Annotated in this window: 13 protein-coding genes; 6 read left to right on the top strand and 7 right to left on the bottom strand. The window is 66.6% G+C overall.

Going from position 1 to position 15,831, the window contains the following annotated elements; translation table 11 throughout:
- From Q331_RS0111060 to Q331_RS21175, 4 genes are all read left to right on the top strand, one after another.
- Nucleotides 1–495, top strand: a 495-nt coding sequence (locus Q331_RS0111060; protein WP_026380735.1) for a UDP binding domain-containing protein, incomplete at its 5' end; no start/stop codon positions are given.
- Nucleotides 496–541: 46 nt separating this feature from the next.
- On the top strand, nt 542–2,452 hold the full coding sequence (asnB, locus tag Q331_RS0111055; protein ID WP_026380734.1) for an asparagine synthase (glutamine-hydrolyzing): 1,911 nt from the start codon (nt 542–544) through the stop codon (nt 2,450–2,452).
- Between the two features lie 193 nt (nt 2,453–2,645).
- Nucleotides 2,646–4,577 (top strand): nucleoside-diphosphate sugar epimerase/dehydratase, encoded by a 1,932-nt coding sequence (locus Q331_RS21180; protein WP_051631052.1) that lies wholly within the window; start codon nt 2,646–2,648, stop codon nt 4,575–4,577.
- 29 nt (nt 4,578–4,606) lie between these two features.
- Nucleotides 4,607–5,632: an MraY family glycosyltransferase gene (locus tag Q331_RS21175; RefSeq protein ID WP_051631051.1), complete on the top strand. Its 1,026-nt coding sequence runs from the start codon at nt 4,607–4,609 to the stop codon at nt 5,630–5,632.
- On the opposite strand, the gene Q331_RS0111040 is transcribed toward Q331_RS21175, so the two are convergent.
- A complete protein-coding gene (locus Q331_RS0111040) occupies nt 5,571–6,917 on the bottom strand; it encodes an O-antigen ligase family protein (protein WP_026380733.1) in 1,347 nt (448 codons plus the stop codon). The two genes, Q331_RS21175 and Q331_RS0111040, sit on opposite strands and share 62 nt — an antisense overlap.
- A 409-nt stretch (nt 6,918–7,326) precedes the next feature.
- Between Q331_RS0111040 and Q331_RS0111035 the strand changes: the two genes are divergently transcribed.
- Nucleotides 7,327–7,542: a hypothetical protein gene (locus tag Q331_RS0111035; RefSeq protein WP_026380732.1), complete on the top strand. Its 216-nt coding sequence runs from the start codon at nt 7,327–7,329 to the stop codon at nt 7,540–7,542.
- Nucleotides 7,543–7,604: 62 nt separating this feature from the next.
- Here Q331_RS0111035 and Q331_RS0111030 read toward each other — a convergent pair whose 3' ends face one another.
- The 4 genes from Q331_RS0111030 to Q331_RS0111015 all read right to left on the bottom strand — a co-directional run bounded on the left by Q331_RS0111030 (nt 7,605) and on the right by Q331_RS0111015 (nt 13,453).
- Nucleotides 7,605–10,823 carry an efflux RND transporter permease subunit gene (locus tag Q331_RS0111030; protein ID WP_026380731.1) on the bottom strand — a complete coding sequence of 1,073 codons (3,219 nt, stop codon included), beginning with the start codon at nt 10,821–10,823 and terminating at the stop codon, nt 7,605–7,607.
- Nucleotides 10,820–11,848 (bottom strand): efflux RND transporter periplasmic adaptor subunit, encoded by a 1,029-nt coding sequence (locus tag Q331_RS0111025; protein WP_051631050.1) that lies wholly within the window; start codon nt 11,846–11,848, stop codon nt 10,820–10,822. Before Q331_RS0111025 ends, Q331_RS0111030 begins: the two co-directional genes overlap by 4 nt.
- A 74-nt stretch (nt 11,849–11,922) precedes the next feature.
- Entirely contained in the window at nt 11,923–12,126 is a 204-nt protein-coding gene (locus tag Q331_RS0111020) for a YgaP family membrane protein (RefSeq protein ID WP_026380729.1), read from the bottom strand.
- Between the two features lie 34 nt (nt 12,127–12,160).
- Nucleotides 12,161–13,453, bottom strand: a complete 1,293-nt coding sequence (locus tag Q331_RS0111015; protein WP_026380728.1) for an NAD(P)/FAD-dependent oxidoreductase — start codon at nt 13,451–13,453, stop codon at nt 12,161–12,163.
- Between the two features lie 177 nt (nt 13,454–13,630).
- Between Q331_RS0111015 and Q331_RS0111010 the strand changes: the two genes are divergently transcribed.
- Nucleotides 13,631–13,951: an ArsR/SmtB family transcription factor gene (locus tag Q331_RS0111010; protein ID WP_026380727.1), complete on the top strand. Its 321-nt coding sequence runs from the start codon at nt 13,631–13,633 to the stop codon at nt 13,949–13,951.
- A 63-nt stretch (nt 13,952–14,014) separates the two neighbouring features.
- Here the strand turns inward: Q331_RS0111010 and Q331_RS0111005 are convergent, their stop codons facing one another.
- Nucleotides 14,015–14,923: a DUF305 domain-containing protein gene (locus Q331_RS0111005; protein ID WP_026380726.1), complete on the bottom strand. Its 909-nt coding sequence runs from the start codon at nt 14,921–14,923 to the stop codon at nt 14,015–14,017.
- Nucleotides 14,924–15,108: 185 nt separating this feature from the next.
- Nucleotides 15,109–15,786, bottom strand: coding sequence for an SDR family oxidoreductase (locus Q331_RS0111000; RefSeq protein ID WP_026380725.1), 678 nt, complete (start codon nt 15,784–15,786; stop codon nt 15,109–15,111).
- Nucleotides 15,787–15,831: the final 45 nt, after the last annotated feature.

The following is a 15,831-nucleotide window of genomic DNA, read 5'->3' as shown; positions in this document are numbered from 1 at the left end:
TATTACCTGACCGCCCTTGCCGAGCAGCTCGGCTACCATCCGCAGGTCATCCTCGCCGGCCGGCGCATCAACGATTCCATCGGCCGCTTCATCGCCGAGCGCACGGTCAAGCTGATCGCGGCCGGCGGCGGCGAGATCCAGGGCGCGCGCATCGGCGTCTTCGGCCTGACCTTCAAGGAGAACGTGCCGGACCTGCGCAACAGCCGCGTGCCCGACATCCTCGCGGAGCTGAAGAACTACGGCGCAAGGCCGCTGGTGCACGATCCGATCGCCGATGCCGACGAGGCGGAGCGCGAATACGGCCTCAAGCTTCAGCCCGCCGAGGCCCTGACCGACCTTGCCGCGCTCATCCTCGCCGTGCCGCACCGCGCCTATCTCGATCAGCCAATCGAAAGGCTCACCGCCGGCCTGCGCCAGGGCGGCGTCGTCATCGACGTCAAATCCGCCCTCGGCCCCGAACAGATCGCCAAAGGCACAACCTATTGGAGCCTTTAAGACGCCGATGCCGCCGGCTGCCGGCGGCATGAAGGGATTTTGAGGAATGTGCGGGATTGCCGGCCTCATCGACCCGAGCGCCGCCGGCGAGGCCGGAGCGCTGGAGCGGCGTGCCCGGGCGATGGCCGATGCCATCGCCCATCGCGGGCCGGACGGGGCCGGTGTCTGGAGCGAGCCCGATGCGGGCCTTGCCCTCGCCCATCGCCGGCTCGCCATCATCGACCTCACCGAGGCGGGCGCCCAGCCGATGGTTTCCGCCGACGGGCGCTATGTGCTGACCTACAATGGCGAGATCTACAACGCCGAGGAGATGCGGGCCGATCCCGCTCTTTCCGGCATCGCCTGGCGCGGCCATTCCGACACCGAGGTGATGCTGGAGAGCTTTGCCCGCCGCGGCATCGAGGCAACGCTTGCCGAGCTCAACGGCATGTACGCCTTCGCGCTGTGGGACCGGCGGGAGCGCATCTTGCACCTCGTCCGCGACCGGCTCGGCATCAAGCCGCTCTTCTTTTGCGCCGATGGGCGCCGTCTCTCCTTCGCCTCGGAGCTGAAGGCGATGCATGCGCGCGGCGAGGCGGGCCGGCAGATCGACCCAAGCGCCGTGGCGAGTTTCTTGCGCTTCGGCTATGTGCCGGCGCCTTTTTCCATCTTTGAGGGCGTGGAGAAGCTGCTGCCTGGAGAGGCCGTCTCCTTTCATGCCGATGGCCGGCTGGAACGGCGGCATTACTGGAGGCTCGCCGAGGCGGCGACGGCGGGGCTCGCCGATCCGCTGAGATTTTCCGACGCGCAAGCGGAGGAGGCGCTCGACGCCCTTCTCGGCGATGCTATCGCCCGGCAGATGATCTCCGACGTGCCGCTCGGCGCGTTCCTTTCCGGCGGGATCGATTCCTCCGCCGTCGCGGCCCTCATGGTCGCGGCCGGGAAAGGCCCGGTGCGCACCTTCTCCATCGGTTTCGACAGCTTCGGCTTCGATGAATCGCGGCACGCAGCGGCCGTCGCGCGCCATCTCGGCACCGAGCACACGCAGCTCACCGCCACGGCCGAAGAGGCGCTGCGGGTGGTGCCGACGCTGCCGCAGATGTACGACGAGCCCTTCGCCGATTCCTCGCAGATCCCGACGCATCTCGTCTCGCGCCTCACACGCGAGCACGTTACCGTGGCACTCTCCGGCGATGGCGGCGACGAGCTCTTCGCCGGCTACAACCGTTACGCGATGGCGGGCGTGCGCTGGCCGCAGATCGAGCGCGTTCCGCAGCCGATGCGCGTGGCCATGGCGGCGGCGATCGCGCGCATTCCCGTCGGCGCCATCGATGCGCTGGCGCGCTTCGTGCCGGGCCTGCCGGGGCAGCCGGGAGACAAGGCGATGAAGGTGGCGAGCGTCCTGCCGCTCGACGCGGAAGGCCTTTATCGACGCCTCGTCAGCCAAGTGCCCGATCCTTCCCTGCACATTGCGGCGGCCGAGCACGGAAGCGATTTCGGCAGACCGCCTGCCGGCCTCGACTTCATCGACCGGATGCGCTTCACCGATACCTTAACCTATCTTCCCGACGACATTTTGCAGAAGATCGACCGTGCATCCATGGCCGTGGCCCTGGAAGCGCGACCGCCGCTCCTGGACCATCGCGTGGTCGAATTCGCCTGGCGGCTGCCGAGACGCTTCCTCATCCGGGAGGGCCGCTCCAAATGGCTGTTGCGGCGGGTGCTCGACCGCTACGTGCCCGAAGAGCTGATCGATCGGCCGAAGATGGGTTTCGGCGTACCCCTCGCCGAATGGCTGCGCGGTCCGCTGAAGAGCTGGGCGAGCGAGCTCATCGAGGCGGAGGATTATGGCGGCGGCCTGCTTTATCCACAACCTGCGCGCGATCTTTGGCGCGCGCATCTGAGCGGCGGGCGCAACCACGCCTATCAATTGTGGATGCTGCTTTCCTTCGAGGCCTGGCGCCGACATTGGCTATGACCACATCCTTGCCAGGATTACCTGCGATCCATGAGCGCGTAGGCAATGCGCGACTGGTGCTTTCCTGCCACGGCTGATTGATTGACTTCTAAGGTGGAATTGGGCTTGAAGTTAATCAATTCGTGCGCCCGTGAGGCGCGATCTGCCCGGACCGCGCCTTAACGCCATTTGCCGGGCTCGGAGCTCTCTTGGCATGATGGACCAGGTCGTCAAGCGCATTTCGCGGCCGATGCGCCACTGGATCATCTACGCCTACGACTTCACCGCGGCGGCGTCCTCACTCTACCTTTCCTACTATCTCCGCCTCGGCACCGATTCCGATTACAGCACCGAGCAGGTGCCACTTCTGGTGGGTGTCTTCACGCTCATCTGCATCGCCGTCTTCCCGTTTTTCCGCCTGCACAGCGCCTCCTGGCGCTATGCGTCGGTGCGCGAGATCTATTCCATCGCCAAGGCGGTCACGGTCGCCGTCCTCATCTTCCTCGTCGCCGTCTTTCTCATCCAACGCACCGGCTCGCTGCCGCGCTCGGTGCTCGTCATCGAATGGTTCGTGCTCATCGTCATGCTCGGGGCGCCGCGCATGGCCTACCGGCTCTATCGCGACGGCCGGCAGGGTCGCACCACCAGCGATCCGTCCCGGCCGGTGGAGCCGATCCTGCTCTACGGCTTCAGCAACGAGGCCGACGTCTTCATCCGCTCCGTCAGCCGCGACCGCGATTCGCGCTTCCTGGTCATGGCGATCATCGAATCCAATCCCAAGCATATCGGACGCCAGCTGCATGGCGTGCCCGTCGCCGCGCTGGTGGAAGAGCTGCCAGAATACGTGAAGCAATTCGCCTCCAGCCCCAGGCCGCCCAGCCGCATCGTCACCACCCGTGCGCGCATGAGCCCGGAAGTGCTGCAGGCTCTTGTCGACGCCGCTTCCCAGGCCGGGCTCGTCGTCAACCGCCTGCCCGATATCCAGGAGTTGGAGGCCGGAGGCGCTTCGCAGCCGGAAGCGGTGCGCCTGGAACACCTTCTCGGACGGCCTCCCATCCAGCTCGACGAGGCCGGCATCAACCGGCTGATTGCCGGTCGCTCGGTGCTGATCACCGGCGCCGGCGGCTCGGTCGGATCGGAGATCGTGCATCAGGTGGCGCGTTTCGGCGCCTCGCGCATCATCCTCCTGGAGAACAGCGAGCACAATCTCTACGAGATCGACCGGCGCCTGCGCAGAACCGCTGGCCCGCATGTGCAGATATGTCCGGTGCTGTGCGATATCCGCGACCGGGAGACGCTTCTCGGCGCATTCCAGCACTTCCGGCCGGAGCTCGTCTTCCACGCCGCCGCGCTGAAGCATGTGCCGATCCTGGAGAGCAATCCCAGCGAAGCCATCCTGTCGAACGTCTTCGGCACCCAGAACGTCGCCGATGCGGCCTGCGAATGCGGCGTCAGCGCTTTCATCATGATCTCCACCGACAAGGCGGCCAATCCGCACAATGTCCTCGGCCTGACGAAAGCCCTCGCCGAACGCTACTGCCAGCTTCTCGATCGCGAACAGGCCAAGACGCGTTTGATGATCGTGCGTTTCGGCAATGTGCTCGGTTCGCGCGGCTCGGTGGTGCCGCTGTTTGAGGAGCAGCTTCGCACCGGCGGACCGCTGACCGTGACGCATCCGGAGGCGACGCGCTATTTCATGACCTCCAGCGAGGCGGCGCAGCTCGTCCTGCAGGCCTCCGCCTATGGTTTCGGCAGCCGCATCGGCGGACAAATTCTCCTCTTGGATATGGGCCAGCCCGTGCGTATTGCGGATTTGGCGCGTAACCTCATCCGCCTTTCCGGCAAGCGCCCAGACGAGGACATCCACGTGGCCTTCACCGGATTGCGGCCGGGCGAGAAACTGCACGAGGACCTGGTGGGCGCGCATGAATCGGTGCTGGAGACGCCCGCCGCGGGGATCCTGGCGGCCAGCGCGCCTCCGGTCGACGGGGCGGCGTTGCGCGAGCTCTTCGCCCGGCTCCAAGCGGCAGCCCGCCATGGCGCCGACGATGCCTGCACGGCGCTTTTGCGCAATTGCTTCGCCGCCATGCATGCCCAATCGGCCGCTTCCAACGTGCGCCCGCTGCACGAGCGCGCGCCGCATTGAGGCCGCCGATGCGCCGGCAGGTTTGAGCGATGGGCCCCTTGCTTCTTGGCGCGGCTGCCGCCTTCTTCCTCACCTTCTTCGGCATCCGGCAAATCCGCCCCTGGCTCGGCCGTCGCGGCGTTCTCGACCATCCGGGCGAGCGCACCAACCATCACCAGCCAGTCCCCCGGGGGGCTGGCTTTGCCCTAGTGCCGGCGATCGCCATCGCCCTTGGCCTTTCGGCGGCGGCCGGGGCCGTGACCGGCCTGCCGGCCGGGGCAGCCCTTTCCTTCACCATGGCGGCGCTATCCATCGCCGTCATCGGCGCCATCGACGACCTGACGCATATCTCCGCCGGGGCCCGGCTTCTCCTGCAATCCCTCTTCATCGGCCTTGCCGTCGCGGCGCTGCCGCCGGAGGCGCGTTTCGCCGAGGCGGTTTTGCCGCTTGCCGTGGAAAGAGCGCTGGCTTTCCTGTTTCTGCTCGCCTTCGTCAACGCCACCAATTTCATGGACGGGATCGACGGCATCACCGGCATGAGCGTTATCGGCATCTCGCTCGGGGCGCTGCTTGTGGCCCTGCCGGGCGCCGTCCCGGCCCTGCCGGTCATCCTGATGGCAGCCTGCCTTGCCTTTCTCGCCTTCAACTGGCACCCGGCGACAATCTTCCTCGGCGATGCCGGAGCCGTGTTTCTCGGCTTTCTGACTGGCTCGCTTCTGCTGGCGCTGGCGCTTTCCGGCGAGGTCGCGGCGGCCATGGTGCTGCCGGCCTATTATCTCACCGATACCGGCCTCACCCTGGCGCGGCGGGCGGTTCGCGGCGAGAAAGTGTGGCTGGCGCACAGCCAGCATGCCTATCAACGAGCGGTGCGGCGCGGCTGGCGGCACGACGAGGTGGTGGGCCTGCTCGCCCTGTTGATGGTCGTGGAGATCGGCTTTGCCTTCCTCGCCCGTGCGTTGCCTATCGTCGGGCTGACCGCCGCCTATGGCACCGCGCTCCTCGTCTGGCTTGGGCTCAGCTTCGGCCCGCTGGATCGGCTTTTGCCGTTGCTGCCGGGTCGTCGCCAGACGTCCTGAGAAGAAGCGTCAGGACGAGCGCGACCAGCGCCAGCCACCATTCCTGGAAGGCGCCGTGGCCGACCATCCAGACCGCGAAGAAACCGGCAAGCAAGGTAACGGCGCCCGGCAGTCTGTCGGATCTCGTCCGAAGCAACACACGCAGCATCGCAGCGGCAATGAGCGCAGCCAGGACGAAGCCGAGCAAGCCGAGATTGAGCCAGAGCTGAATGGCGAGGTCGTGCGGATGGGCTCCGGTGCGCACGATGAGCGGCAGATCCTGCGGGCTCGCCGGGCCGAAAAAGCGCTCCGCCGCGTAGCCCCAACCGAGCAGGAAACGCTCCTCGACCACCGAGGCGTAGCCCATCCAGATGTTGAGCCGGTCGATGGCGCTGCTTTCGCGGGCGAAACCGCCGAACTCCGTTGCCAGAAGGGCCTTCAGCGGCTCGCCGATCCGACCGATGACAAAGGGGAAAAGGGCCGTCACCGCAATGGCGGAGAGGGCCAAGCCCCAGGCCGCCAGACGCGGTGCCAGCCAGGCCACGGGCGCCGCGAGCGCCACCACCAGCCAGAAAAGATCGGCCGATTGCGAGGCGGAAAACACCGCCACCGCCACGGCCAGGCCGGCCAGGAGAGCCGCCGCAAGACGATGCTGAGAGCTGGCCAGGGCAAGGGCGAGAGCCGTCGCGGCGAGCGCGCTCAGCGTCAGGACCGTGCGGTTGAGCTCGTCGGGCGTCGGCTCACCGCCGAAATAGGGCCTGATCGCGAACGTCCCCTCCAATTCGCTCAAGAGAAACGGCAAGGCCAGCGCCAGGCCGATAAGGAGCATGCGCAAGACCCTTGCGGCGCGTTCGCCGGACAGGCCAACGGCGAAGAAGAAGCCGAGCGCGATGTTGCCGGCAAGGCGCGTGGCGTAATCGAGCGATGTTGCGGGCGCCTGGCTCCATAGGGCACTCAGAAAGGCGCCGCTGGCGAAGAAGAGCAGCGCCGGAACGAGCGGGCTGCGGGCAATCGCGGTCATCTCACGGCGCAGGGCGGCAAGACCGCCCGGCTCCGCCAGCCGGGCGAACAGAAGCGCCGTCGTCGCCAGAGAGAGAAGGAGCGGCGAGGAGCGCGTGGAAAGGACGGAGATCATCGGCAGAAGAACGGTCGCGATGGCGAGGCCGACCAAGGAGAGCAGCGGCGCGAGCGGCCGACCGAAGAGGCTCCATGCCGCCTCACCCGGCACGCGGCGGGCCTCGCCGGCCGCGCCTTCGCCGGAGCGGGAGGCGACGCTCGTCGCGGAGCGAGCCTCCGATCCCGTCATGGGATGTACATTCACGAGAAGGCTGGCCCTATCCGTTTCGCCCGATGCCGGAGAGCCGCGCGCCGCCGGCGGCACCTTTCTAACCGATCCCGCCGGGTTCCGACATCGCTCCCGACGAGGCGCCGTCTCTATACAAGCATTCCAAAGACCGCAATCCGCCCGGAACCGGCCAATTCGCGGGGGCAGCGGCGAGCGGATGCCCGATCACGACGACGGCTCGGGCTGAGCGGCCATTCCGGCGGCCGGGCGTCAGCGCGCGGCCGTTAACCCTTCGTTCATCATAATCGCTAAACCCGCCGCGATCCTGTTAAGCTTAACCCCAGCCGTAGGGAGAGCCGCAGAGCATCCGCCAGCGATACGATCCGGCGACCTGCCCTTGCGGCTCCGTTGGTCATTGGGGATGGCACCCATGCACGAACGAGATGACGGGCGCGGCACGACGGCCGCGGCGATCGAGCAAGAGCTGAAACGGCGCTTCGCCGATGGCGACGAGGGCAAGCGGGTGGCGCTCGCCTATCGGATAGCCCGCCTGCAGGCGGAGGCGGATCGCTTGCCCGCCGCCGACCCCATCGCCAGCTCGACGAAATCACCGCCAAAGGGGCGCAAGTCCGGCCGCCAGGGCTAAGACGCGTGCACTTCCTCTCGCTTTGGCGCCGAGACGCCACATGCGCAGCATCAGATCCCGGCTCAGGCCGCCGCCTTCTTCCCGCCCGTGCCCTTCAGCGCCACGTAGATCGCCGGGATGACGAGCACGGTCAACGCCGTGGAGGAGGCGAGACCGAAGAGCAGCGAGATGGCGAGCCCCTGGAAGATCGGATCGGCGAGGATCACCGCCGCGCCTATCATCGCCGCCAGCGCCGTCAGGAGGATCGGCTTGAAGCGGATGGCGCCGGCCTCCAAGAGCACGTCGATCAGGGGCCGCTCCGGATCGGCGGCCTGCGCATGGCGGATGAAGTCCGCCAGGAGAATGGAGTTCCTGACGATGATGCCGGCGAGCGCGATGAAGCCGATCATGGAGGGCGCGGAGAAAGGCGCCGCAAACAGCCAGTGGCCGAGCATGATGCCGATGAAGGTGAGCGGAATCGGCGTTAGGATGACGAGCGGCAGCTTGAAGGAGCCGAACTGGGCGACGACCAGGATATAGATGCCGAGAATGGCAACGGCGAAGGCCGCGCCCATGTCACGGAAGGTCACCCAGGTCACCTCCCATTCGCCGTCCCAAAGCAAGGTCGGGTGGCTCTCGTCGTCAGGCTGGCCATGCAGCTTGATCACCGGCTTCGGCAAATCGCCCCAATCGGTCTCGTCGATCTTCTCGGCAACGGCCAGCATTCCGTAGACGGGTGCCTCGAAGGCGCCGGCAAGCTCCGCCTGCACCATCTCCGTCGCCCGCCCGTTATGGCGGAAGATAGGATAGGAGGCGGTCTCGCCGGTGACGGCCACAACGTCGCCGAGCTCCACCACGTCGCGCGCGCCCGGCAGGGCATTGGCCGGCACGGGCGTTGCAAGGGCGCGCTCGTCGACCACCTTCTCGCCCTTGGGCAGGGCCATGACGACAGGGATCGGCTGACGACCGCCGCCGCGATGCGAGTAGCCCACCGTCTGACCTGAATAGAGCGCGCCGATCGTGTCGTAGACGTCGGATTGCTCCACCCGGTAATATTCCAGGTTGTCCTGGTTGATGGCGATGCGGATACGCTCAGCCGGCGTGCCGAAGCTGTCGTCGACATCGACGATGAAGGGCACCTCCTGGAAGATCTCGCGCACCTTCGCCGCCACCGCTCGGCGGGTCTCGCCGTCCGGGCCATAGATCTCAGCCAGCAGCGTCGACAGGACCGGCGGGCCGGGAGGCGGCTCGACGACCTTCAGTACCGTGCCCTCCGGCGCATCCAGGCCGGCGAGCGCCTCGCGCATGGCAAGCGCCACGTCGTGGCTCGCCCGCTCGCGCTCACCCTTGGGCAGAAGGTTCACCTCCACGTCGCCCTGCTCGGGATTGGCACGCAGGTAGTAATGGCGCACCAGGCCGTTGAAATTGAAAGGCGCGGCCGTGCCGGCATAGGTCTGGAAGGAGACAACCTCCGGAATCGGCGCCAGCCGCTCCACCACCCTGCCGAGAACGCGGTCCGTCTCCTCCACCGAGGAGCCCTCCGGCAGGTCGACGACCACCTGCAGCTCCGTCTTGTTGTCGAAGGGCAGGAGCTTGACCGTCACGTCATTGGTGTAGAAGAGCGCCAGCGAGCCGATGGTGGCGATGCCGACGACGAGAAGGAACACCCAGGCGCCGGCGCGCGAGACCAGAACCGGCCTTGCCAGGGCAACGTAGAAACGGCCGAGCGCGCCGATCTCGTGATGGCCGCCGCCCTCGGCGGCGGGCTCCTCCTTGCGTCCAAGCTTCATCATCAGCCAGGGCGTCAGCATCACGGCGACGAAGAAGGAAAAGAGCATCGCCCCGGAGGCATTGGCCGGGATCGGGCTCATATAGGGGCCCATCATCCCCGACACGAAGAGCATCGGCAGGAGCGCCGCGACGACGGTGAGCGTGGCCACGATGGTCGGGTTGCCGACCTCCGCCACCGCCTCGATGGCGGCCTGGCGCTTCGGCCGGCCGTCCTTCATCGCCCAGTGGCGGGCGATGTTCTCGATCACCACGATGGCGTCGTCGACGAGGATGCCGATGGAGAAGATGAGCGCGAAAAGGCTGACGCGGTTGAGCGTGTAGCCCATCAAACGCGAGGCGAAGAGCGTCAACAGGATCGTCGTCGGGATGACGACCGCGACCACCAGCGCCTCGCGCCAGCCGATGGCGATGGCAACCAGGATGACGATGGAGATGGTGGCAAGGCCGAGATGGAAGAGAAGCTCGTTCGCCTTCTCGTTGGCCGATTCGCCGTAATTGCGGGTGATCGTCATCGCCACTTCTTCGGGGAAGATCTGCCCGCGCACCTCTTCCAGGCGGTGGACGATCTCCTCGGCGATGACGACGGCGTTGGTGCCAGGCCGCTTGGCGATGGCGAGCGAGACGGCCGGCGCTTCGACAAGCCCCTCCTCGGTCTTGACGATGTTGTGGACGCGCGTCTCCTTCGGGTCGGTGACGAGCGAGATGTCGGCGACGTCGCGGACATAGACGGGGCGCCCGTCGCGCGCCGTTAAAAGAAGATTGCCGATTTCCGGCAAGGTCTGCAGCGTCTGGCCGCCGACGACGATGCGGCTGCCGCCCTCGGCGCGCACGGAACCGGCCTCGAAGGAACGGTTGGCGCCGGAAAGCTTGGCGGTGAGCTGCTGCAGGGTGACGCCGTAGAGCGAGAGCCGCTCCGGATCGGGCGAGACGCGGATTTCCTCCGGCTGCGCCCCGACGATGTAGGTCAGGCCGATATCGGGAAGCTTGGTGATCTCCACCTGCAATTCGCGGGCAAGGCGGGTCAGGTCGTTCTGCGTCCAGCGGTCGGACGCGCCCGGTTCCGGGGCCAGGGTGACGACGACGATGGCGACGTCATCGATGCCGCGCCCGACGATCAAGGGCTCCGGTATGCCGACGGGAATGCGGTCGAAATTGGCGCGCACCTTCTCGTGCACGCGCAAAATGGCGGCATCGGAGCTGGTGCCGACCTCAAAGCGCGCCGTCACCATGGCGCCGTCGTCCTGCGTCTGGGAATAGACGTGCTCCACCCCGTCGATGCTCTTGACGATCGTCTCCAGGGGCTCGGTGACGAGCTTGACGGCATCTTCCGCCTTCAGACCGTCAGCGCGCACATGCACATCGACCATCGGCACGGAAATCTGCGGCTCCTCCTCGCGCGGCAGGGTGACCAGCGCGACGAGACCGAGGGCGAAGGAAGCGAGAAGGAGAAGCGGCGTTAAGGGGGAAGCGATGAAGCTCTTCGTCAGGCCGCCGGCGATGCCGAGCTTCATGGCAGAACCACCAGGTCGCCGGCGCGAAGGCCGCTTAATATCTCCACGCGCTCGCCATCTTCGGCGGAAAAGCGCTCTCCCAGAATGACCGCGACTTCGATCTCGCCGTCATCGGCCCGAAGCCGCACATAGTCGATGCCGTGGCGGGTGATGACCGCCTCCGGCGGCACGGCAAGCACCTGGCGCTTGCCGACCGGGATCCAGACGAGGGTGCGCTCGCCGACGAAATAGTCACCAAGGCCGGAAATCTCCACATCGGCCTTGACCCTGCCGGCCGCAATCTCCGGATAAACCTTCACCAGGCGGCCCGTCTCCAGGTCTTCGCCATCCTCAACCTCGCCGGCGGTCAAAAGCCGCTTGCCGACCATAACGCTGTCGCCTTCGGCGATCTCGGCGGCGTGGCGCTCCGGCAGCGACAGGCGCAGGAAATAGCCACCGCCGGCAATCTCGGCGATCTTCTCCCCGGGAAGAACGACACTTCCGGGCGTTATCGGCACGTCGAGAACGCGGCCGGATGCCGGCGCCAGCACCTTGCCCTCGCGCGAGCGCTGCTCGATGACGGCGCGCTCGGCCTCGGCGGCGGCAAGCTGGTTGGTCAGAACCTCCACTTGCGTCGCGGCCTGATCGAGACGGGCCTGGGTACCGGAGCCGCGGGCGAGCAGGGCCTCCGCGCGCTCCAGCTCGGTGCGGGCGTTGTCCAGCTGGGAAACGAGCGCCTGCATCTTCGCCTCGGCAACGTTGCGCTCGATGGCCAGCTTGTCGTCGACGATGGTGGCGATGACATCGCCCATCTTCACCTGGCTGCCCTCGTCGACGGTAATTTCCGTGACGGTGCCGCCGATGCGGGCACGGGCCGGCACAAGATCGCGGCTTTCGACCTGGCCGAAGACGGCCTTCTCCTCCTGCACCGTCTGAGGCTCGACGAAAAACTCTTCCGCGCCCGCGCCGGACAAGGGCGGGGCGGCGAAGAGCAAGAAGGCAATGAGCGAAGCGCGGCCGCGAACCGGCCACAGGGAAAGGGACATGATCAGCTCAAAATGTGGTCGCCGCCGACCCCCCGGTTCAATCGGGGGGCAGAGGGGGGCCGGCGGCTCGGGTTTTACTGGAACGCCACGCCCGGCTTCACGCCGAGCTTCTTGAAGATCATCGCGGCCGGGCAAAAGCCGGTGAAGGACGCCTGCAACAGGTTGAGGCCGACAAAGGCCGTCAACAAGTACCAATAAGGCGAGATGGCGTAGCCCAGCCACAGCGAGACGAGGATCATAAAGCCCGCAAAAGCGAGAACGGCACGGTCGACAGTCATGGTATCTTCTCTCCTTGGTTTCGGGGGCACCGAACTATTCGGCTGCCTCGATGTGGATTTCCTTCAGCTTCTTGATGCCGAGCATGTCGAGAACGAGGTTCTCATAGAAGGTCGCGCTCTGGCCCTGTCGGATCTTGCGCAGGAAGTAGCGCTCGAAGCCGATCTTGGCGGCATGCACCCAGCGCCCGGAGGACGACCAGTTGACGTTGCGCGGCGGGATTTGCGGCTGCGCGATGAAGGCGATGCCCTCATCGCCGAAATCGGCGAGGCAGACCGCATTCCAGGTGGCGACGGCGCGAGGTTCCTCGCCCTTCATCAGGGCGGCGATGTTCTCCGCCGTCGCGGTCACCATGGATTCGATCATGAAACCCGTCTTCGGCACGCCGACGGGCAGCGGCGTCTCGCCCACGGGCGGAATGGCGACGCAGACGCCAATGCCGAAGACGTTCGGATAGGTTGGATTGCGCTGATGCTTGTCGATGGTGATGAAGCCGCGCGGATTGGTCAGGCCTTCGATATCCTTCACGGCCGGCACGCCGCGGAAAGCCGGCAGCAGCATGGAGAAGCCAAAGGGCAGCTCGTGCGCCTTCTTCACCGTGCCGTCCTCGTTCACCTCTTCCACGAAGAGCGTGTCTTCCTCCGCCTTCACGGTGCGGGCGTTGGTGATCCACTTGATGTGACGCTCGCGCATGGCGCTTTCCAGCAGGCCCTTGGTGTCGCCCACCCCGTCGAGGCCGAGATGACCGATATAGGGCTCCGGCGTGACGAAGGTGATCGGCACCTGGTCGCGCTTCTTGGCCCGCCGTAGCGCGGTATCGAGAATGAAGGCGAACTCATAGGCCGGGCCGAAGCAGGACGCGCCCTGGACGGCGCCGACGACCACCGGACCCGGCGCTTCCACGAGCTTGTCGAAAGCGGTCTTGGCATGCAGGGCATGGTCGATCTGGCAGATCGATTGAGTATGGGCTTCCGGTCCCAGACCCGGCACTTCGTCGAAGGCGAGGTCGGGGCCGGTGGCGATGATGAGATAGTCGTAGGGAAGCGACGTGCCGTCGTTGAGCTCCACCCGGTTTTCCTGCGGATGGACGCGGCGGGCGCCCTCGGAGCGAAAGCCGATGCCCTTGCGGGCGAAGATCGGCTCCAGCTCCACGGCGATGTCCTCGCGCTTGCGCCAGCCGACGGCGATCCAGGGGTTGGATGGCACGAAGGAATAAGAGGTGCCCAGATGCACGACGGTGAGCTCGTCGCCGGCGCCCAGCTTGTCCTTCATCTCGTAGGCCATGACGATGCCGCCAAGACCGGCGCCCATCAGAACTACCTTCGTCATCGCAACCTCCCAGGTCCGTTGTCCTTAGGTGTTTCGCGGACCGGCTCCGGCTGTGTCGCCTGGCGTATGAAGAACGCCTCGTTCGACCGGTCGATGCCGGCGCTGCGGCACCGTCGCCGCCGAACTGCCGTTGCATCGATCTTGCATTTAACATTCGAATATCATAATTTCAATATCATGAATGTAGAAGAAATGATCCCCGCCTCCGAACGCGCCGCCGAGCTGATGCGCAGCCTGTCGCATCCGCAGCGGCTCCTGGTTCTTTGCGCGCTCGGCAATGCGGAGAAATCGGTGAGCCAGTTGCGCCGCGAACTCGGGGGGATCGAGCAGGTGCCGATGTCGCAGCAGCTGATGCGCCTTAGGGCGGACGGGCTGGTGCGATCGCGCCGCGAGGGCACCAACGTCTATTACCGCATCGCCGAGCCGGAGGTGCTGCGCGTCATCGAGGCCCTGCACGGGGCCTTCTGTCCGGCGCCGGTCTCCGAAGAGCGCGGCTGAGGGGACGCCGGGCGCAGCCGGGAAAGGCGGCGACCGGCTTTTCTCGGCAAGAGGGCCGCGCTGTCAGCCCAGCCCGCAGCGATAATAGCCGCGATAGCCAACCGTCAGGCCACGCTCCAGCTCCATACGCAGATCGGCGAGGCGACGGCGCTCGCCGCCGCGCGTTTCCGCCTCCTCCTCCGGCACGGGCATGACCGACATACGGATGCCCTCCGCAGCGAACTCTACGCCTTCTCCTTCCAGGCCGGCGCCCGCGGGCGCGGTCGACTGAAGGGCGAGGAGATTGCCGTTGAGCTTGATGACGCCGGGCGTGCCGCCGGCCGTCCCCTCGGCCCCCGCGGCCAGGACCGGCCGGCCCGCCGAGGTCAGGCGGAAGGCGCATTGCGGCCCGGCGGGCACGACCTCGCCGATCTCCTCCGCGCTCATGGGCGCTGGATCGAGAAGGGCAATCTGGGCGCCGCTGATCGCCTCCTGAAGCGACACCAGCCGCGGCGGCGTCTCCTCCGGCATCTGCGGCGCGTCGGCCCCGCCATCCTCCAGCTCGGCGATCAGGTAGCGCATCTCGGCGATCTCGCGACGCTGGGCGGCGATGATCTCGTCGGCCAGCTTGCGCACGCGCGGATCGGTGATCTGCGCCCGCTCGCTGGTCATGACGGCGATGGAGTGATGCGGGATCATGGCTCGCATGAAGCTCACCTGGCCGACCGTCGCCTGGCTGCGCACCAGCCACAGCGACAGCGCGAAGACGACGACGGCTCCGACGAAGATGGCGATATTGGTCCTGGTGCTCGAGTACATGCCGAGCATGAAGCTCAGCATGATGACGGCCATGGTCGCGCCCATCAGCAGCGCCATGTAGGTTCGTGTCTCGCTGAAGAAAACGTGCTCGAATGCGTAGGTATTGAGATACATCAAAATGAACATGACCACCGTCGAAGTGGCGATCATCGCACCGAAGCGCAGGTAGGACATTCGCGAACTCCTGTCGTTTGCAAGCGCAGCAAAACGCGCCCCCGCCGGAGCGGAACCGACTGTCCCGCCCGGGGCAACGACCACCTTCACCGGACTGGCCGCCAACGGCGCGCCGCGGCGCATCTACCTGGTGGAAAACCGCGAGCGCCGCGTTTGCTCCATACGCCGGCGAGCGAAACGGTGAGCTACGCCTTGGGCGTGGGCATGACGAGGAGTTCGGCCACCGACACGTGCGGCGGCTGGCTGACGGCGTAGATCACCGCGTTGGCGATGTCCTCCGCCTTCAAGGCGTCGGGCTTGGCCTCGGAGAAAAAGGGCGTGTCGACCATGCCGGGCTCGATCAGCGTCACCCGCACGCCGGTGCCGGCGAGTTCCTCGCGCAAGTTCTGACCGTAGCCGGTGACGGCCCATTTGGTGGCGCCGTAGACGGACCCCGGCAGCGCGATCCGGCCGGCGCGCGAACCGTTGAGGAGGATGTGGCCGCGGCTCTTTTCGATCTCGGCAAGCACGGCGCGGACCGTATAGACAAGGCCGAGAACGTTGGTCAGCACCATCTGGCGCCAGTTCTCCGGGTCGCCGCCGGCCGTGCCCTGGCCCTTGGAGCCGATACCGGCATTGGCGAAAGCGACGTCGATACGGCCGAAAGCGGCAACGGCCTTCTCCACCATCGCCTGCTGATCCTCAAAGCTGGTCACGTCGCAGGCGATCGCCATGGCGCGATCGGCGCCGAGCTCATCCACCAGCGCCTTCAGCTTGTCTTCCGAGCGGGCCGCGAGGGCAACGCGATAGCCGGCCCCAACCGCCGCGCGCGCCGTCGCCGCGCCGATGCCGCTGGAGGCGCCGGTGATAAGGAAGGTCTTCATGAGGGCTCCTAAGGTTCGCTCGGGCCTGACGGTGGGCCCCGCGTG

This window comes from Afifella pfennigii DSM 17143 (assembly GCF_000688515.1).
Lineage (GTDB): Bacteria > Pseudomonadota > Alphaproteobacteria > Rhizobiales > Afifellaceae > Afifella > Afifella pfennigii.
This window is presented reverse-complemented; position numbering and strand designations above follow the sequence as displayed.